This window comes from Leucobacter manosquensis, assembly GCF_018304845.1.
Taxonomy (GTDB): Bacteria; Actinomycetota; Actinomycetes; order Actinomycetales; family Microbacteriaceae; genus Leucobacter; species Leucobacter alluvii.
In genome coordinates this window covers 66,849-85,408 of record NZ_JAFEVO010000001.1, presented here as the reverse complement: position 1 = coordinate 85,408, position 18,560 = coordinate 66,849, and the positions used below count along the sequence as shown (strand labels likewise).

At 68.9% G+C, this 18,560-nt stretch carries 15 protein-coding genes; 6 read left to right on the top strand and 9 right to left on the bottom strand.

Annotated elements, in window-relative coordinates:
• Window positions 1-90 precede the first annotated feature (90 nt).
• The gene (locus JSQ98_RS00360; RefSeq protein ID WP_200329648.1) at window positions 91-633 is read left to right on the top strand and encodes a hypothetical protein; all 543 of its coding nucleotides are present in this window, start codon (window positions 91-93) and stop codon (window positions 631-633) included.
• A gap of 93 nt (window positions 634-726) precedes the next feature.
• On the opposite strand, the gene mfd is transcribed toward JSQ98_RS00360, so the two are convergent.
• The 5 genes from mfd to hutH form a co-directional block, all read right to left on the bottom strand.
• Window positions 727-4,359, bottom strand: coding sequence for a transcription-repair coupling factor (mfd, locus tag JSQ98_RS00355; protein WP_211647838.1), 3,633 nt, complete (start codon window positions 4,357-4,359; stop codon window positions 727-729).
• Window positions 4,356-4,979, bottom strand: a complete 624-nt coding sequence (pth, locus tag JSQ98_RS00350) for an aminoacyl-tRNA hydrolase (RefSeq protein ID WP_211647837.1) — start codon at window positions 4,977-4,979, stop codon at window positions 4,356-4,358. Before pth ends, mfd begins: the two co-directional genes overlap by 4 nt.
• Before the next feature lie 116 nt (window positions 4,980-5,095).
• Window positions 5,096-5,677, bottom strand: coding sequence for a 50S ribosomal protein L25/general stress protein Ctc (locus JSQ98_RS00345; RefSeq protein ID WP_090147625.1), 582 nt, complete (start codon window positions 5,675-5,677; stop codon window positions 5,096-5,098).
• A gap of 170 nt (window positions 5,678-5,847) precedes the next feature.
• A complete protein-coding gene (locus JSQ98_RS00340; protein ID WP_200329654.1) occupies window positions 5,848-6,630 on the bottom strand; it encodes an IclR family transcriptional regulator domain-containing protein in 783 nt (260 codons plus the stop codon).
• A gap of 34 nt (window positions 6,631-6,664) precedes the next feature.
• Window positions 6,665-8,239: a histidine ammonia-lyase gene (gene hutH, locus JSQ98_RS00335; RefSeq protein ID WP_211650332.1), complete on the bottom strand. Its 1,575-nt coding sequence runs from the start codon at window positions 8,237-8,239 to the stop codon at window positions 6,665-6,667.
• Between the two features lie 207 nt (window positions 8,240-8,446).
• On the opposite strand from hutH, the gene JSQ98_RS00330 reads away from it, so the two are divergent.
• Both JSQ98_RS00330 and JSQ98_RS00325 read left to right on the top strand, forming a co-directional pair.
• Window positions 8,447-9,391 carry an arginase family protein gene (locus JSQ98_RS00330; protein ID WP_211647836.1) on the top strand — a complete coding sequence of 315 codons (945 nt, stop codon included), beginning with the start codon at window positions 8,447-8,449 and terminating at the stop codon, window positions 9,389-9,391.
• Window positions 9,392-9,488: 97 nt separating this feature from the next.
• A complete protein-coding gene (locus JSQ98_RS00325; RefSeq protein WP_211647835.1) occupies window positions 9,489-10,913 on the top strand; it encodes an amino acid permease in 1,425 nt (474 codons plus the stop codon).
• On the opposite strand, the gene JSQ98_RS00320 is transcribed toward JSQ98_RS00325, so the two are convergent.
• Both JSQ98_RS00320 and JSQ98_RS00315 read right to left on the bottom strand, forming a co-directional pair.
• Window positions 10,910-11,581 (bottom strand): uracil-DNA glycosylase, encoded by a 672-nt coding sequence (locus tag JSQ98_RS00320; RefSeq protein ID WP_211647834.1) that lies wholly within the window; start codon window positions 11,579-11,581, stop codon window positions 10,910-10,912. The two genes, JSQ98_RS00325 and JSQ98_RS00320, sit on opposite strands and share 4 nt — an antisense overlap.
• Window positions 11,582-11,608: 27 nt before the next feature.
• A complete protein-coding gene (locus tag JSQ98_RS00315; protein WP_211647833.1) occupies window positions 11,609-12,382 on the bottom strand; it encodes an SDR family oxidoreductase in 774 nt (257 codons plus the stop codon).
• A gap of 222 nt (window positions 12,383-12,604) precedes the next feature.
• Between JSQ98_RS00315 and JSQ98_RS00310 the strand changes: the two genes are divergently transcribed.
• The 3 genes from JSQ98_RS00310 to JSQ98_RS00300 all read left to right on the top strand — a co-directional run bounded on the left by JSQ98_RS00310 (window position 12,605) and on the right by JSQ98_RS00300 (window position 15,909).
• Entirely contained in the window at window positions 12,605-13,930 is a 1,326-nt protein-coding gene (locus tag JSQ98_RS00310; protein ID WP_090147615.1) for a bifunctional o-acetylhomoserine/o-acetylserine sulfhydrylase, read from the top strand.
• Between the two features lie 75 nt (window positions 13,931-14,005).
• Entirely contained in the window at window positions 14,006-15,211 is a 1,206-nt protein-coding gene (gene metX, locus JSQ98_RS00305) for a homoserine O-acetyltransferase MetX (RefSeq protein WP_090147611.1), read from the top strand.
• A 113-nt stretch (window positions 15,212-15,324) separates the two neighbouring features.
• Entirely contained in the window at window positions 15,325-15,909 is a 585-nt protein-coding gene (locus JSQ98_RS00300) for a hypothetical protein (protein WP_141653214.1), read from the top strand.
• A 48-nt stretch (window positions 15,910-15,957) separates the two neighbouring features.
• On the opposite strand, the gene JSQ98_RS00295 is transcribed toward JSQ98_RS00300, so the two are convergent.
• Together JSQ98_RS00295 and JSQ98_RS00290 are read right to left on the bottom strand one after the other, a co-directional pair.
• Window positions 15,958-17,004, bottom strand: coding sequence for a hemolysin family protein (locus JSQ98_RS00295; protein ID WP_090147604.1), 1,047 nt, complete (start codon window positions 17,002-17,004; stop codon window positions 15,958-15,960).
• Window positions 17,001-18,329: a hemolysin family protein gene (locus tag JSQ98_RS00290; RefSeq protein WP_211647832.1), complete on the bottom strand. Its 1,329-nt coding sequence runs from the start codon at window positions 18,327-18,329 to the stop codon at window positions 17,001-17,003. The genes JSQ98_RS00295 and JSQ98_RS00290 overlap by 4 nt, the downstream gene beginning before the upstream one ends.
• Window positions 18,330-18,560 lie beyond the last annotated feature (231 nt).

Here is an 18,560-nt window from a genome sequence, read left to right as displayed (position 1 = left end):
TCGGGCACCGCGACCCTGAAAAGCGCCTGATAGCCTGGTGCGGCCCCGGGGACATCGGCGGGGCAACCACGCTTACGAGGGGGAATCTCCATGACGGATACGAAGTCGCTGTTCAAGATCGCCGGCATTTTCGGCGCGGCCGCGCTGACACTCAGCCTTGCTTCCTGCTCGGGCGGACAGAGCGTTGCAGACGCCTGCAAGATCGCTCAGGATTCGATGACGGATGTCGTCGCGCAGTCCCAGACCGACGCGCAGTCGGCGCTGCAGAGTGCGATGTCGGGTGAAGAGACAGATTTCGCCGCGATCTTCACCCCGGTGGTCGATGCGCTTGAGGACACTCAGGGCAAGGTCACCAACGAGGACGTCAAGGGGCCGCTCGACAACTTCGTGACGGAGTACAAGTCGTTCGTCGAGACGTTCGATGGCATCGACCTCTCCGCGATGCAGGAGATTCAGGAGATGTCGCAGCTCGACATGACCGACCCCGCCAACCAGGCGAAGCTCGAAGAGCTGCAGACGAAGTCCGAAGAGCTGCAGCAGCAGTCGCAGGAGCTGCAGACGAAGCTGCAGGACAGCCAGTCGACGCTCATGGACGCGAGCTCCGAGCTCAACGACGTCTGCTCCGCGGGCTGACCCACCGCGCGATCAACGCAAGACCACGGTCTTGTCCACTCGCTGCGCGTGTGCGGCCGGCACCCGGCCAGCACCACGCGCAGCGAGTTCTTCTCAGCCAGCCGCGGGCGATTCCTCCTCGAGGAGGGTCGCCAGCACGCGCCCCGTCCAGGCCACGATGTCGTCTTCGTCGCCCACGTGCTTCTGCCCCACTCCGGAGAGCGGACTGCGCGATGACGCGGTGCCGCCCGGAAGCGGGATCTGCAGGCTCTTCGACGCCTCGACGTAGCGAGAGCCCGGGTACATCCGGTTCATGCGCATGCGCCGGGAATCGAGCAGCTCGACCGGTTCGATGCGCAGCGCTGGGCCCGCGGCGACGACCTTCGCGAGACCGAGGCGCGACGCCCGGCGGCGCAGCGCCGATACTGCGGCGAGGCGTTCGACCTCGACCGGCGGCGCTCCGTAGCGGTCGGTGAGCTCCTCGAGCACGAGTGATACGTGCTCGGCCGGCGCCTGCGGGTGGGCAGCGGCGGAGAACTTCTGATACGCCTCGAGTCGGAGCCGCTCGCTCTCCACGTACTCCTCGGGGATGTGCGCGTCGACGGGCAATTCGAGCACCAGTTCGGTGGTCCCCGAGATCTCCTCGCCCTTGAACGAGCTCACGGCCTCGCCGATCATGCGCAGGTACAGGTCGAACCCGACGCCCGCGATGTGACCCGATTGCTCTCCGCCGAGCAGGTTTCCGGCTCCGCGCAGCTCGAGGTCTTTCAGAGCCACTTGCATGCCCGAGCCGAGCTCGTTGTTCGTCGCCAGGGTGTCGAGGCGCTCGTGCGCGTGCTCGGTGAGCGGCTTGTCCGGGTCGTAGAGGAAGTACGCGTATGCGCGCTCACGACTGCGCCCGACGCGCCCGCGCAGCTGGTGCAACTGGCTCAAGCCGTACTTGTCGGCGTTGTCGATGATGATCGTGTTCGCGTTCGCGATGTCGAGGCCGGTCTCGATGATCGTCGTCGACACGAGCACGTCGAACTTGCGCTCCCAGAAGTCTTGCACCACTTGCTCGAGCTGATGCTCGCCCAGCTTGCCGTGCGCCACCGCGACGCGCGCCTCCGGCACGAGCTCCGCGATCTGATTCGCGACCCTCGTGATCGATTGCACGCGGTTGTGCACGAAGAAGACCTGCCCCTCGCGCAGCAGTTCGCGCCGGATCGCGGCGGTGATCTGCTTATCGCTCCGCGGTCCGACGAACGTGAGAATCGGATGGCGGTCTTCAGGGGCGGTCGCCAGCGTCGACATCTCGCGGATGCCGGTCACCGCCATCTCGAGCGTGCGCGGGATCGGGGTGGCGCTCATCGCGAGAATGTCGACGTTCGTCTTGAGCTTCTTCAGGGAGTCCTTGTGCTCGACGCCGAACCGCTGCTCCTCGTCGATCACGACGAGCCCGAGGTCTTTGTAGTGCACGTTCTCAGAGAGGAGCCGGTGCGTGCCGATGACCACGTCCACCGTTCCGGCCGCGAGACCCTCGATCGTGTCTCGCGATTCCTTGTCGGACTGGAATCGGCTGAGCGGACGCAGGCGCACGGGGAAGCCGGCGAAGCGATTCTGAAAGGTCTCCAGGTGCTGCGTCACGAGCAACGTGGTCGGCACGAGGATCGCGACCTGCTTGCCGTCCTGCACAGCCTTGAAGGCTGCCCGCACGGCCACCTCGGTCTTGCCGAAGCCGACATCGCCCGCGATGAGGCGATCCATCGGGATCGTGCGCTCCATGTCCCGTTTGACCTCGTCGATCGTGGTCAGCTGATCGAGGGTCTCGGCGTAGGGGAAGGCTTCTTCGAGCTCGTGCTGCCACGGCGTATCGGAGGAGAACGCGAAGCCCTTCGATGCGACGCGCGCCGAATAGAGCTTCACCAGCTCCACCGCGATGTCGCGCACCGCCTTGCGCGCCTTCTTCTTGGCGGTCGCCCAGTCGCTGCCGCCCATCTTCGAGAGGGTCGGCGCCTCGCCCCCGACGTATCGAGAGAGCTGGTCCAACTGGTCGGTGGGCACGTAGAGCTTGTCGCGGGGCATTCCCCGCTTCGTCGAGGAGTACTCGAGCACGAGATACTCGCGCAGCGCCTTCGTCGCATCGCGCCCGATGCCAGTGGGAACCATGCGCTGCGTCAGCTCGACGAACTGCCCGATGCCGTGCGTCTCGTGCACGACGTAGTCGCCGGCGACGAGCTTCAGAGGATCCACGACGTTCTTGCCGCGGCGCTTCGCGAGCTTCTGCGAGGAACCGGCCTGCGATCCTGCCGATCGCCCGAAGAACTCGGCCTCGGTCGCCAGCAGCAGGCGGGCTTCGGCGCTTTCGAAGCCCGACCAGGCGGTGCCTGTGACGAGGTAGACGATGCCGTCCTCCCAGGCCTCCGGCAGTTCGTCGACGATGCGCGCGGCAGCTCCGGCGTCGGCGAGGACGTCGCGCGCGCGCTCCACGAGGCCGACGCCCTGAGCGGAGACGACCGCGTGCCATCCGTCTCGCAGCCGCTCGCCGATCAGTCGTATCGCCGCGCCCGTCGCGTCGCCCGCCTGCGATGGCTTGGGGAAAGCACCGCCCTGCACGGCGATCACCGCTGGGTCGCCGGGCACGGCCACATCGACGCCGCCAGCGCCCGCTTCGTCACGCACGAAGTTGGAGACCGACCACCACGGCCTCCCCTGCGAGGCTGCGCGCAGCTCTCCGAGGGCCAGCATGCCGCTGTCTTCGACGGGCACCGGCGCATCGGCTCCAGCGGTCGCCGCCTGCCATGCGGCTTCGAGGAACTCTCGATTCGTATCGGCGAGGCTGACGGAGCGGCTGGCAACGCGCTCCGGTGAGACGACGAGGACCGCACCGCCCTCCGGAAGCAGGGAGGTGATGGGCGCAAGGCCTGGAACGAGTTGCGGCAGAAGGCTCTCCATGCCCTCGACGGCGATGCCCTCGCTCATCTTCTCGAGCAGCGATCCGAGTGCCGGGAAGCGTGGCAGCAGCGCCGCAGCGCGCTCGCGCACGTCGTCGGTGAGCAGCAGCTCGCGCGCCGGCCAGAGCTCGATCGCATCGAGCGGATCGCCTGCGCTGCGCTGATCGGAGACCGCGAAGCGCTTGATCTGATCGATCTCGTCGCCGAAGAAATCGACGCGCACCGCCTGATCCGCGGTCGGCGGGAAGACGTCGAGAATCCCGCCGCGGACCGCGAATTCGCCGCGTCGCGTCACCATGTCGACACGCGTGTAGGCGTACTCGACGAGGCGCCGCGCGATGGGATCGAGACCCTTCGTGGTGCGCCCCGAGGTCAGCTCGATGGGCTCGGCGGTGGCGGCGTGCGGCGACACCGGCTGCAGCGCGGCGCGGACCGATGCGACGATCACGAGCGGCACCTCGCCGTCGTACTCGCGGAGCAGCCGCAGAGACTCAGCTCGGCGGCCGACCGTCTCCGCGCTCGGGCTGAGTCGCTCATGCGGGAGCGTCTCCCACGCGGGGAACTCGGTCGTGATCGCTTCGGGGAGGAGCGATGCCAGGGCCGAGCGGATCGCGTCGGCCTCGCGGCTGGTCGCTGCGATCACGAGCAGCGCGCCGCGGTCGCCGGCGGCGCGGCGTCTGCGGAGCAACCCGGCGATGAGCGGTGCGCGCAATCCCTCGGCGATCGAGAACTCCGCGTCGGTCGAGCTGGCTTCCAGTGCGGCCGCGAACGATTCTGACGACTCGAGCAGACGGTCGAGCCCCCGCAGCGTCACTGGGCGCTCCGACCGTGGAAGCGCTGCTGAGCGGCGAGCAGCCCCTCGTCGACGAGGGACTCGGCCGCGTCGGCGGCGTCCTCGAGCAGGACGGGGAGCGCGCTGCGCTCTGACGTCGCGAACGGCTTCAGCACGAAATCGGCGGGGTCCTGCTGACCCGGCGGGCGACCGATGCCGATGCGCACGCGCAGGAAGCCAGGGGTGTCGAGCGCCTTCGCGATGTCGCGCAGGCCGTTATGACCGCCGTGCCCGCCTCCCTGCTTGAGCTTGACGGTGTCGAACGGCACGTCGAGCTCGTCGTGGAGCACGATGACGCGCTCGGCCGGGATCGCGAAGTACTTCGCGAGTGCAGAGGTCGGCCCGCCCGAAGTGTTCATGAAACCGTTGGACTTGGCCAGGATGAGCTTCGGCCCCCCGGCGCGGAGTCGCCCCTCGGCGACGCGTGCGCCGGCCCGATGCGACGAGAAGCGGCCTCCGATGCGAGCGGCGAGCACATCGAGCGCCATCTGCCCCACGTTGTGCCGCGTCGCCTCGTATTTCGCCCCTGGGTTGCCCAGACCGACGATGAGCCAAGTGTCATCCGACACGGGATCCTCCGCTTTCTTTCGCTTCCACAACATCCGTTCCCCCTTCGGCGTCCATCATCGCAGCCGCCGCCGACACTCGCCCTGACAGACGAACGGCCCGTCGGCCGGCGACGCATCGCCGAGCCGACGGGCCCGTAATCGTGTGGAGCTTACTCGGCTGCTTCTGCTGCCTCGTCCTCGTCCTCGGCGGTACCGCGCGGCACGACGATGTTGACGACGAGCTGCTCGGGATCGCCGAGGAGCGTCGCGCCCTCGGGGAGCTCGATGTCGCCCGCGTGGATCTGCGCGCCTTCCTCGAGACCCTCGACGCTGACCTCGACGCTGTCGGGGATCGATGCCGCGGGAGCGCTCAGGTGCAGGCTGTTGAGCTCCTGCAGGGCGTTCGTACCCGAGAACGACTCGCCGGTGACGTGCACGCGCACCTCGACCTCGACGGTCTCGCCCTGCTTGATCACGATGAGGTCGACGTGCTCGATGATCTGGCGCACCGGATCCTTCTGCACGTCCTTGACGAGCACGAGCTGCTTCTCACCGGCGACGTCGAGCTCGATCAGGGCGTTCGCCTGACGGATGATCAGGCTGAGCGGGTGCGTGTCGACCGCGACGTGGATCGGGTCGGTGCCGTGACCGTACACGACGGCCGGGGTCTGACCGGCGGCGCGAAGCTTGCGCGCCGCTCCCTTGCCGAAGTTCTCGCGTGCGTGGCCGACGAGCTGGCTGGTCTCGCTCATAGTGGTTTCTCCTTGCGGGCTCTCGCCCAATGAGGGCGGTCTGGCCGCCGGATTGGTGTCTCGCACTTGCGTAAATCACGCAGCAAGATGGCCCGCTGAGGCAGTCCGTCCCGCGTCGATCACGGGCTCGCAGGCCCCTCGCCGAAGTACAGCCTCCGAGTTTACACCATTCACGAGGAAGCCCGGCGCCCGTGGATCCTCGCCGACAGCGTCTCCGCCGCCGCGTGCACCTCTGAGGCGAGCGCCGCGGCGACCTCCGGCTCGACCGCGCCCTCCGGGTAGGTCACCGCGATCGCCGCGACGGGCCACCCGCGGTGATCCAGCACCGGCACCCCAATCGAGGAGAGCCCCGCGGTCACCGAGCCCTCCTCCAGCGCGTAGCCGCGCGTCCGCGTCGCATCCAGCACGCTCCGCAGCCTCGAGTACCGGTCGATCCCGCCCGGGTCGACGTGACGGTGGACGAAGGACTCGCGGTCGGGGAAGAGCGCCCGCACCTGCGCCTTCGGAAGCGCGGCGAGGATCGCCCGACCGCTCGCCGTGAGCTGCATGGGGAGCCGCACATCGACGTCGGTCACGAGCGGCGGGGAGCCGGGTGCGCGCTCCTCCACCACGTAGAGCACGTCGCGTCCATGGGGCACCGCGAGGTGGCCGCTCAGGCGCACTCGATCGACGAGCGCGGCGAGCAGGGGCCGCCCGATCCTCGCGAGCGGCTCCTGGCGCGCGTAGGCCGAGCTCAGGTCGACTGCGGCGATACCGAGACCGAAACGGCGCTCCTCCGGCAGGTGCATCACGAACCCGTGCTCCTGCAACGCGTCCAGCAGATGGTAGACCGTGGAACGAGGCAGATCGAGCTTGCTCGCGATCATGCTCGCCGCGAGCGGCCCGCGGGAGCCCGCGAGCAGGCTGAGGATCCGCAGCGTCTGATCCGCGGCCGGAACCTTCGGGGTGCCCACGCTCCGCAGCCTATCCGGTCGGCTCCGCTGCGACTCAGTCGAGCGGCGCGCCGAGCGCCCCGGTGAGCGCCGAGTGCACCGCTCCGCTCACGATCAGCTCGTGAGCGGCCGTGATCGTCGGAGACAGGAAGGTGTCGGTCTCCGGCGCGGGAATCCGGGTGCGGAAGAGCGCGTGGATCGCCGCCGTCGCGGGCGCCGGTTCACCGAGACCGGAGGCGGCACGGAAGTCGAGCGCGCGCGTCGATGCGAGCAGCTCGATGCCGAGCACCCGCGCGAGCCCGTCGATGGAGCGCCGGAGCTTGCGGCCCGCCGCCCAGCCCATGGAGACGTGGTCCTCCTGCATCGCCGATGACGGGATCGAGTCGACCGAGGCCGGCGCGGCGAGCCGCTTGAGCTCGGAGACGATCCCCGCCGCGGTGTACTGCGCGATCATGAGGCCGGAGTCGAGGCCAGCGTCCGCCGCGAGGAACGGCGGGAGGCCGTGATTGCGCGCCACGTCGAGGAAACGGTCGGTGCGGCGCTCCGAGATGCTCGCGACGTCGGCGACGGCGATCGCGAGGAAGTCGAGCACGTAGCCGACGGGTGCGCCGTGGAAGTTGCCGTTCGATTCGACGCGGCCGTCGGGCAGGACGACCGGGTTGTCGATCGCCGAGACGAGTTCGACGCTCGCGACCCTGGCGGCGTGCGCTGCGGTGTCTCGGGCGGCGCCGTGCACCTGCGGGGCGCATCGGAGCGAGTACGCGTCTTGCACGCGCGTGAACTCGCCCTCGCGCGGCCGCTGCACCAGCTGGGAGTTCTCGAGCACGCGCAGCATGTTCGCGGCCGAGGTCGCCTGACCGGGGTGCGGACGGAGCGCGTGGAGATCCGCCGCGAAGACGGCGTCGGTCCCCGTGAGTCCCTCGATGGAGGCTGCGGCCGAGACATCCGCGATCGTCAGCAGGCTGGCGAGGTCGGTGAGGGCGAGGCAGAGCATGCTGAGCATGCCGTCGGTGCCGTTGATCAGCGCGAGCCCCTCCTTCTCGGCGAGCACCATCGGCTCGATGCCCGCCGCTGCGAGCGCGGTCGCGGCCGGCACGGTGGGCCCGTCGGGCTCTGCCGCCGTGCGCACGTGGCCCTCCCCCATCAGCGTGAGCGCGCAGTGCGCGAGCGGGCTCAGATCTCCTGAGCACCCGAGCGAGCCGTACTCGTGCACCACCGGGGTGATGTGGGCGTTGAGGATCGCGGCGTACGTCTCGACGACTTCGAGGCGCACGCCGGTCCGACCGCTCGCGAGCGTGTTCAGACGCAGGAGCATCAATGCTCGGACGACTTCGCGCTCGACCTCCGAGCCGGTTCCGGCGGCATGCGATCGGATCAGGCTCCGCTGCAGTTGCTGACGCTTCTCCACGGGAATCTGGACGTTCGCGAGAGCACCGAACCCAGTCGAGATCCCGTAGTGCGGTCGAGTGTCGTTCGCGAGATCCTCGATGACCCTGCGGCTCGCCGCGACGCGCTGGCGGCTGGAGTCGGAGATGGTGATCCGTGCATCGTGGCGGGCAACCGATACGACGTCGGCGACGGTGAGCGGAGCGTCGCCGAGCACGACGGTCGCTGGGTGGGAAGCTGTCATGCATCGATCCCACCGCACGAGCGGCACCGCGGCCAGCTCGGGCAGTCCATCGGTGTCCGGGATCCCGGACGTCGTCTCGATCCGGGATCCCGGACGCGCAGCTCGCTCCTCGTGCTGCGCGAGAGCCGGGAGACGCTCCACACTGGGAAGCAGCACCGCTGCTCGCGCGGTGCGTCGCAGCACCCCTACGATCACGAGGAGACGCCCATGGCCCCCGGTCTGCCGCACGATCCGTCCTGGCCGCGCACGGGAGGATGGCCGTCTCCCGACCCCGATGGACCGGCGGATCTCGCACTCATCGGCGTACCGACCTCGCGCACCTCGCTCTCGCCGTCGAACGCGCACGAGACCCCCGCAGCGGTGCGCGAAGCGCTGCAGCGGTACTCGAGCCACATCGTCGGATCCGCACTGCCCGACGATCGCGGCGACGAGTCCGAGATCGTGCTCGACGAGGCCCTGCGCATCGTCGACGCGGGTGACTGCGTCGATCCCGACACCGAGGACGGAGAGCTCGCGGCGGCGTCCGCGATCGCGGCTCTCGCCGCTCGCGCCGAACTCGTCGTCGCGATCGGCGGCGACAACGCGCTGACCGTGCCCGCCGCACTCGGCATCGCGGGATCCGACCTCCGCCAGGCCGGCCTCATCACCTTCGACGCGCATCACGACCTCAGAGACGGTCGCAGCAACGGGTCGCCGGTGCGTCGCCTCATCGAGGCGGGTCTCGACCCGCGGCGCATCGTCCAGGTGGGGATCGCCGACTTCGCGAACTCCCGTGCGTATCGACGACGCGCGAAGGAGCTCGGCGTGACGGTGATCCATCGCGATGAGCTCCACGACCGACCCATGCCCGACGTCATCGCAGAGGCGCTCGACATCGCAGGCGCAGGAGGCGGGCCGGTGCACGTCGATCTCGACGTCGACGTGTGCGATCGCTCCGTCGCTCCCGGCTGCCCGGCCTCCATCCCCGGCGGCCTGCAGGCGCACGAGATCCGTCGTGCAGCCCGACTGCTCGCAGCCGATCCGCGCGTGCGCGGCATCGACATCGCGGAGGTCGACGCCGCCGCAGACGCACCCGACGGTCGCACCGTGCGACTCGCCGCCCTGCTCGTGCTCGAAGCCGCGGCCGGGCTCGCACTACGGCTCGGTCGGTAGCCCCCCGCCCTCCCGCACGGCAGCACTCCCCGCGACACGGGTCCGTCGAGTGCGCCCGATTCCACAGAATCCGTTCGACGACGAAAGGATGTTCTTCATGACCACGACCGATTCCGGCCTCCGGCGCGGCCTCACCGCTCGGCACATCAGGTTCATGGCCCTCGGCTCAGCGATCGGCACTGGGCTCTTCATGGGCTCCTCCGGCGCGATCCAGACCGCGGGCCCGGCGGTGCTCATCGCCTACATCATCGGCGGCGCCGCCGTGTTCATGGTGATGCGGGCGCTCGGCGAGATGGTCGTGCGGCACCCGGTGTCGGGATCGTTCGGCCAGTACGCGTCGCGCTACATCCACCCGTTCGCCGGCTTCCTCGTCGGTTGGACCTTCGCATTCGAGATGTTCCTCGTCGCGGTCTTCGACGCGACCGCGATCGGCGTCTACATGCGGTTCTGGTTCCCCGACGTGTCGCAGTGGGTGTGGGTGCTGGCCGTCGTCTGCTTCATCGCGGCCATCAACCTGCTCGGCGTCCGCGTCTTCGGCGAACTCGAATTCTGGTTCGCGCTCGTGAAGATCGTCGCGATCGTCGCGCTGATCGTCGCGGGTGTCGCCGTCATCCTGTTCGGCTTCGGCGTCGCCGGACACGATCAGATGGGACCGCAGAACCTGGTCGAGCACGGCGGGTTCATGCCGCACGGCATCTGGGGAGTGATCGCTTCGTTCACGATCGTGATGTTCGCCTTCGGCGGCATCGAGATCATCGGCGTCACCGCCGGCGAAGCACAGAACCCGAAGCAGGTGCTCCCGAAGGCGATCAACTCGGTGCCGATCCGGATCCTGCTCTTCTACGTGCTGACCCTCGGGGTGATCATGTGCATCCAGCCCTGGGTCGACATCACCGGCGAGACGAGCCCGTTCGTCTCGATCTTCGAGTCGATCGGGTTCCAGGCCGCGGCAGCCGTGTTCAACGTGATCCTCATCACCGCGGCGCTCTCAGCCATGAACGCCGACATCTTCGGTGCGGGTCGCATGCTGCACGGTCTCGCCGAACAGGGCCAGGCTCCCCGATCATTCACGCGCACCACGCGCAACGGCGTACCCATCATGACGGTGCTCACGATGATCATCGGCCTGCTCGTCGGTGTCGTGCTCAACTTCTTCTACCCCGACCAAGTGCTCTTCCTGCTCGGAGCGCTCGCCACGTTCGCGACGGTGCTGGTTTGGCTCGTGATTCTCGTCGCCCACATCCGCATGAAGGCGGAGATCGCGCGCGAGCACCGGCTCCCCAGCGAGTTCCCGGTGCCCCTGTGGCCGGTCGCATCGTGGCTCACGGTCGCGTTCATCGTGGGCGTCATCGTGCTCGTCGGAATCGTTCCCGACTCGCGCCCGGCGCTGTGGGTGGGACTCGTCTGGGTCGCCGGTGTGACCGCGTGCTACTTCGCCTGGGTGCGCGGCGACGGGCGTCAGCCGTACCACCTCGTCGATCAGACCGAGCCCATCGGAGTGGTCCCCGCCGCCGAGCGCTAGAAGAGCGCTGGCTCGACCGGGGGCACGGACCAGTCGACTGGTTCGGCGCCCTGCATCCGGAGCGCAGCGTTCGCACGGCTGAAGGGGCGGGAGCCGAAGAACCCGCGCGACGCCGAGAGGGGGGACGGATGCGCGCTCTCGATGCAGGGCACTCCGTCGAGCAGGGCCCCGAGCGTCTGGGCTGGCTTCCCCCACAGGATCGCGACGAGCGGCCCGGCCCGCTCGGCGAGCGCCGTGATCGCGTGAGCGGTGATCGGTTCCCAGCCCTTCCGCTGGTGGGAACCGGCGTCACCGGCGCGCACCGTGAGCACGCGGTTGAGCAGCAGCACGCCGCGATCGGCCCACGCGGTGAGATCCCCGTGCTCGGCCGGCGGAACGCCGAGGTCGTCTGCGAGCTCCCGGTAGATGTTCCTGAGGCTCCGCGGGATGGGGCGCACATCGGCGGACGTCGCGAACGACAGTCCGATCGGATGGCCCGGGGTGGGGTACGGATCCTGCCCGACGATGAGCACCCGAACGTCCGCCATCGGCCGCTCGAACGCCGCGAGCACGCGATCGGGGCTCGGGAGCACCTCGACGCCGGCGGCGCGCTCCGACTGCACGAAGCGCTCGACGGCGGCCAACTGCTCCGCGACGGGGCCGAGGGCCGTCGCCCAGTCGGCCGCCATGCCGGCGGTCGAAAGCGGGCGCACCGGTCAGTCGTCCCGCGCTGCGAGCTCGCCCCGGTGCGTGTGGAACACGCTCGTCTGCGCGACCGGCCTGAGCACGATGAGGTCTTGATTCACGTGCGGAGGCTGCTCGAAGGCGCCGACCAGCACCCGCGCCACGTCCTCCGCTTGCAACGGGATCACGTCCGCGTACGGTTTCTGCGCCGCCTCCGCGTCCCCTCGGAGCCGGTTCAGCGTGAACTCCTCGGTGTGCACGAGTCCCGGTGCCAGCTCCATGACCCGGATCGGCTCGCCTCCGAGCTCCAGGCGCAGCACCTGCGTCACGGCGTGGGCCGCGTATTTGGCGGCGTTGTACCCGCCCCCGCCGGGGTACGCGTCATGCCCGGCCGTCGACGTCAGGTTGAGGATCGACGCCCATCCCGACTGCCGCGCGCCCGCGCGCAGCACCGGCAGGAGTGCCGCCGTCACCGAGCGCAATCCGATCACGTTCACCTCGAACATACGGCGCCAGTCGGCATTCGAGGCGTGTTCGACGGATTCGGTGCCCCAGGCGCCCCCGGCGTTGTTCACAAGTCCGGTCGCCCCTCCGCTGTCCGCCACCTCGGCTGCGAGGCCGGCGACCTGGGCTTCATCCGTCACGTCGCACGCGATCGCTCGCGCACCGGTTTCGGCGGCGAGCGCCTCGAGACGATCGAGCCGCCGCGCAACGGCGACGGTCTCCCAGCCGAGCTCCGCGAACCTGCGCACCGTCGCCGCTCCGATTCCGGAACTCGCCCCTGTGACCACGACCCGACGTTGCATGCGCTCCTCTTCCGCTCGGCAGTACGTGCTCCGAGCCTAGCGAGGCATCGCGGCTCGCAACAGACGGGTCGACGCGCGCTGACGAGGCGCGAATCACGTTACGCAATACGACTCGCTCCGTTGCCGCCGCGGCACGCGTCTCGTACGCTCGGACCGCACCGCAACTTCATCTCGCACCGCAGCTTCACTCGCACATCGCAATCTACTCACCGAGGAGTCATCATGACCGACCAGAGCGCCTGGGGATTCGAAACCCGGCAGATCCACTCGGGCCAGCAGCCCGACGAGACCGGGGCTCGCGCCGTTCCGATCCACCAGACCACCTCGTTCGTGTTCGACGACACGACCCAGGCTGCGAACCGATTCGCGCTCGCGGAGCTCGGCCCGATCTACACCCGCATCACGAACCCGACCCAGGCCGTCGTCGAAGAGCGCATCGCCGCGCTCGAGGGCGGAAGCGGCGCGCTGCTGCTCGCGAGCGGGCAGGCGGCGTCGACGTTCGCCGTGCTGAACATCGCGAACTCGGGTGATCACATCGTGTCGTCGGCGTCGATCTACGGCGGCACGTACAACCTGTTCAAGTACTCGCTCGCGAAGCTCGGCATCGAAGTCACCTTCGTCGAGGATCAGGACGACCCCGCAGCGTGGCAGCGCGCCGTCCGCCCCAACACCAAGCTCTTCTTCGCCGAGTCGATCGCGAACCCGCGCTCCAACGTGCTCGACATCCGTGCGGTCGCCGATGTCGCGCACGAGAACAGCCTGCCGCTCATCATCGACAACACCGTCGCGAGCCCGTACCTGGTGCGCCCGTTCGAGCACGGCGCGGACATCGTGCTGCACTCCGCCACGAAGTTCCTCGGCGGGCACGGCACGACCCTCGGCGGCGTGATCGTCGACGGAGGCGTCTTCGAGTGGTCGCAGCACGCCGACAAGTTCCCCGGGCTGACGGAGCCCGACCCCTCGTACAACGGCGTCAGCTACACGGGAGCCGTCGGCGACGCGATCGCGTACATCATCAAGGCGCGGGTGCAGCTGCTGCGCGACCTCGGGGCGTCGATCGCCCCGCTCAGCGCCTGGCTCCTGCTGCAGGGCATCGAGACGCTGTCGCTCCGCGTCGAGCGCCACGTGCAGAACGCCCAGGAGGTGGCTGAGTGGCTCGATTCCCACGATGATGTCGCGACGGTCTACTACTCGGGCCTGCCGTCGAGCCCGTGGTACGCCGCAGCGAACCGCTACGCACCGAAGGGCGTGGGAGCGGTGCTCGCGTTCGAGCTCAAGGGCGGGGTCGACGCAGGCCGCGCGGTCGTGGAGAACGTCGAGCTCTTCAGCCACGTCGCCAATATCGGCGACGTGCGCAGCCTGATCATCCACCCGGCCTCGACGACGCACTCGCAGCTGACACCCGAGCAGCAGCTGACGGCGGGCGTCACGCCCGGGCTCGTGCGTCTGTCGGTGGGCCTCGAGCACATCGACGACATCAAGGCCGATTTGGAGCAGGGATTCGCTGCGGCTCGCAAGGTCGTGGCCGAGTCGGCCGCGAACGCCTAGACGGTGCGGTGCGGGGGCGGACGCAGCGCGTAATATTCGCCCTCGCACCGGCTGCGCACGACAGAATGGGTGCTCATGGACTGGCAGACTCCCGAGGACTCGTTCCCGACCGATTTCATCACCGATGCGCAACTGCGCGCGCTGATGGGGCGGCCGCCGATCTCGGGCGGATGGCGGGACGGCGATGCCGTCGGCGAGCGCTCATTCGTGTCGGTCGGAGAACTCGAGACCGAAGCCGGCAGTGTCATTCCCCACGTGCGCATTGCATACGAGACGTTCGGCGCGCTCAATGAGCGGCGCGACAACGCGATCCTCGTCTTTCACGCCCTGACGGGCGACAGCCATCTCGTGGGCCCCGCCGCGGCCGGGCACCCGACCGACGGCTGGTGGTCTGAGATCGTCGGCCCGGGCAAACCCCTCGACACCGATCGCTTCTGCATCATCGCCCCCAACGTGCTCGGAGGGTGTCAGGGATCGACCGGGCCCGGCTCCCTCGACCCGTCGGGCCTGGAGTGGGGCGGGAGGTTCCCCTACCTCACCATCCGCGATCAGGTCACCGCTGCCGGCCGTTTCGCCGACGCCCTCGGCATCGAGCGGTTCGAGGCGGTCATCGGGGGCTCCATGGGCGGAATGCACGCCCTCGAGTGGGGCATCTCGCACCCGGATCGCGCGGCGCGGATCGCGGTCATCGCCGCTCCCCCGGTGACCACCGCCGACCAGATCGGCCTCAATCTCGTGCAGCTCGAAGCCATCCGCTCAGACCCCTTCTACCGCGGCGGCAACTACTACGACGCCCCCGACGGGGTCGGACCCCACCACGGTCTCGCCACCGCGCGCAGGCTCGCCCTGCTCAACTACCGGAGCAATACCGAGCTCGACGAACGGTTCGGTCGCGCGTGGCAATCCGCGGTGAGTCCGCTCGGCGGCGGCGGTCGCTTCGCCGTCGAGTCGTACCTCGACTTCCACGGCAACAAGTTCACTCGACGGTTCGACGCGAACAGCTACGTCACGCTCGTGCAGGCGATGAACTCGCACGACGTCGGCCGCGGCCGCGGCGGCGTGCGCGCCGCACTCTCCACGATCGACGTGCCGACGCTCGTGCTCGGCATCCCCAGCGATCGGCTCTTCACGCTCGAAGGCCAGGATGAGATCGCGCGGCACACGCCCGGCAGTCTCGACGGGTCGCGCGCGACGCGCATCGATTCGCCGTTCGGCCACGACGCGTTTCTGATCGAGTTCGAGCGCGTCGGCGCTCAACTCCGACGACTGCTCGCTGCCTGAACGGCCTCGCAGCAGCCACTCGGGGGCCTCCCACCTTTGCGCCGTAGTCTCTCCCCATAACCTGACCGGCGCGTCCGCCCGAGTCTCTGCGTCACCGGAAGAGGAGCATCAGCTTGACTATCGTGCACGCGCGTTCTTCTTGGCGCGCTCTGGGTGTGGTCGCGTCCGTCACCGCCGTGATCCCGCTCTGCCTCGCGGGCTGCGCCCCGGCGGTGGAGAGCGACGCGAGCGCCGCCGAACTCCGCGCCGCCCCGGATTCGAACCTCATGACGGTTCCGGTGGATCGCACGTACGACGTCACCGAGATCAACCTCATCGCGCCCCTCGGCGCCTCCTCGCTCCACGAAGCGCTCGGCGAGCGCATCTCGTCCACGGGCACCATGGTCGTGCGCGACGGCATGATCATGTCGGCCGACCTCCAGGTGGTCATCGATGACATGCCTGAGGCCTCCTTCGTGCAGACCCGGCCGACGATGCTCGTACGCGACGACATCGAAGAGACCGTGACGTCCGTCGGCACCCTCTCGGTCGGGGGCCTCACGCAGCCCAACACGAGCGTCGAGCTCAAGCCGACAGAGCTCGGCGAGGATCAGGCGCAGTTCGACGTGACCTTCGCCATCCCCGACAATCTGCTCGTCTCGACGGCCGGGCTCCCGTTCGACGAGATCTCGGCGCACCTCGTACTCACGGCGCAATAGCGCCGCGCCTCGCGTCGCTTCGGCACGCGCCGTGGTCGCCCGCCCGCCCTAGGCGAAACGCTGTCGGCGCGTCGCGTCGTGGATCTCGCCGACGAGCTCTTCGATGACGTCTTCGAGGAAGACGACCCCGAGGACGGAACCCGCGTCGTCGTGAATGCGAGCGAGATGAATGCCCCTGCCCTGGAGCCGGGCGAGCACGTCCTCGAGTTCCGTCTTCGCATGCACCGATTCCATCTCGCGAATGCGCTTCGCCGGGATCGGCTGCGCAATGCGGTCCTCTCCCAGTCGCACCAGGTCCTTGATGTGCACGTAGCCGACGAGCTCGCCGCTCGCGTCGGCGATGGGATACCTGGAGAAGCCGTGCCGGGCGACCGCGGCCTCCACGTCCTCCGGCGTCGACCCCTCAGGGAGCACGACCAGGCGGTCGGATGCGACGAGCAGGTCCTCCGCTCGCTTCGTCGTGAACTCGAAGGCTGCGGTGAGCGCACCGCTGCGGTCTTCCAGCACGCCCTCGCGCGTCGAGTGGCTCACGATGCTCGCCACTTCTTCCAGCGTGAACGTGCTGTTCGTCTCCGACTTGGGCTCCACGCCGAAGAGACGCAGCACGCCGTTCGCGACGGCGTTGAGCGCCGCGATGATGTGCCGGAGCAGGCGCGAGATCGCGACGAGCGGCGGCGCGAGGAGCAGCACGGCGCGATCCGGCATCGAGAACGCGGCGTTCTTCGGGACCATCTCGCCGAACACCACGTGCAGATACGAGACGCCGACGAGCGTGAGCACGAACGCCGCGATGGTCACCGCCTGCTCGGGAATGCCCGTCCAATGCAGCGGCCCCTCGAGCAGGTGGTGGATCGCCGGCTCGGAGACGTTCAGAATCAGCAAGGAGCACACGGTGATGCCCAGCTGACTCGTCGCGAGCATGAGCGTCGCATGCTCCATGGCGTAGAGCGCTGTCTGCGCGCGCTTCGACCCTGCCTCCGCGCGCGGCTCGATCTGCGACCGCCGAGCAGAGATCACGGCGAACTCGGCGCCGACGAAAAACGCGTTGGCGGCGAGCAGCACCACCAACCACAGGATCCCGACCCAGTCGCTCATGCGCTCTCCCCCTCGGCCGCCGATGGCGCCGCTGGCGCACTCATGTACTGCAGACGGGCGATGCGCCGACCGTCCATGCGCATCACGCGCAGCGTACCGCCATCGGGCAGCTCGACGGCGTCGCCGGCCTCGGGAATGCGACCGAGCTCGTGCAGCACGTACCCGGCCGCGGTGTCGTAGGCGTCGTCTTCCGGGATCTCGACTCCCGTCTGCTCGCGCACCTCGTCCGGGCGCAGGTCGGCGGGGAAACTCATCTGCTCAGCAGTTCCCACCACGCCGGCGGCCGCCCGGTCGTGCTCGTCGGCGACCTCGCCGACGATCTCCTCGACCAGGTCTTCCAGGGTGACGATACCCGCCGTCCCGCCGTACTCGTCGGCGACGATCGCGAGCTGGAACCCGCTCGCCCGCAATTCCTCGAGCAACTGGTCGAGGTGCATCGTCTCGGGTACGCGCACCGCATCCTCCATGAGCGCCGCCACCGGGACGTCCTCGCGCTTCGCTCGGGGCACGGCGACCGCCTGCTTCACGTGCACGACACCGACGATGTCGTCGCGATCCTCATCGATCACCGGGAAGCGGGAGAAGCCGGTGCGACCCGACAACTCGAGCACGGCCTTCGCGGGTTCGAGTCGCTGCAGACTCTCGACTTTCAGGCGCGGTGTCATCACGTCGCCAGCGGAGAGCTCCGAGAAGCGCAGGGTGCGATCGAGCAGGGTCGCGGTATCGGCCTCCAGCAGTCCGGCGCTCGCCGAGTGACGGACGAGTGACGAGAGCTCCTGCGCGGACCGGGCGCCCGACAGCTCTTCCTGCGGTTCGATGCCGAGCGTGCGCAGAATACCGTTCGCGCTCCCGTTCAGCACCATCACCGCGGGCTTCAACGTGGTCGTGAACGCGGCCTGGGCCGGCATCACGAGCCGAGCGGTGGCCAGCGGCTTGGAGATCGCGAAGTTCTTCGGCACGAGCTCGCCCACGATCATCGAGAACACCGTGGCGATGGCCACCGCGATCGGAGCGCTGATGGCGCGTCGCAGATCCTCGGGCACCCCGACCGCGGCGAGCGGGCCGCCGAGGAAGGTGCTCAGCGCCGGTTCCAGCGTGTACCCCGCGAGCAGCGTCGTCAGCGTGATGCCCAGCTGGGCGCTCGAGAGATGCGTCGACGTGCGAGAGAGGCCTCGGATCACGCGGTCGAGCCCGCGCTCCCCGGCGCCGCGACGGCGCTCCAAGTCGTGCCGGTCGAGTGCCACGAGGGAGAACTCGGACGCCACGAAAACACCCGTCCCGAGCGTCAGCACGACGCCGATGAGCAGGAGGAGCCAGTCGTTCATCCACGACTCCGGGAGAAGACGATCTGCCGCGCCTCAGCGCGGCCGGTACTCGGAGGGTCGGAAGGTCTTCGAGAGTCAACGTCCATAGCCCTCCGAGATTACCACCAGAACCCGGAATCTGCGCTGAGAGTATTCGGGCACCGGCGCCGAGATGGGCGTAGGCTTGTTCCCGGTACGGCTCAGGAGCCATTACCTCCGACTACATCAATCTTGCAGGCATTGCACGAACGA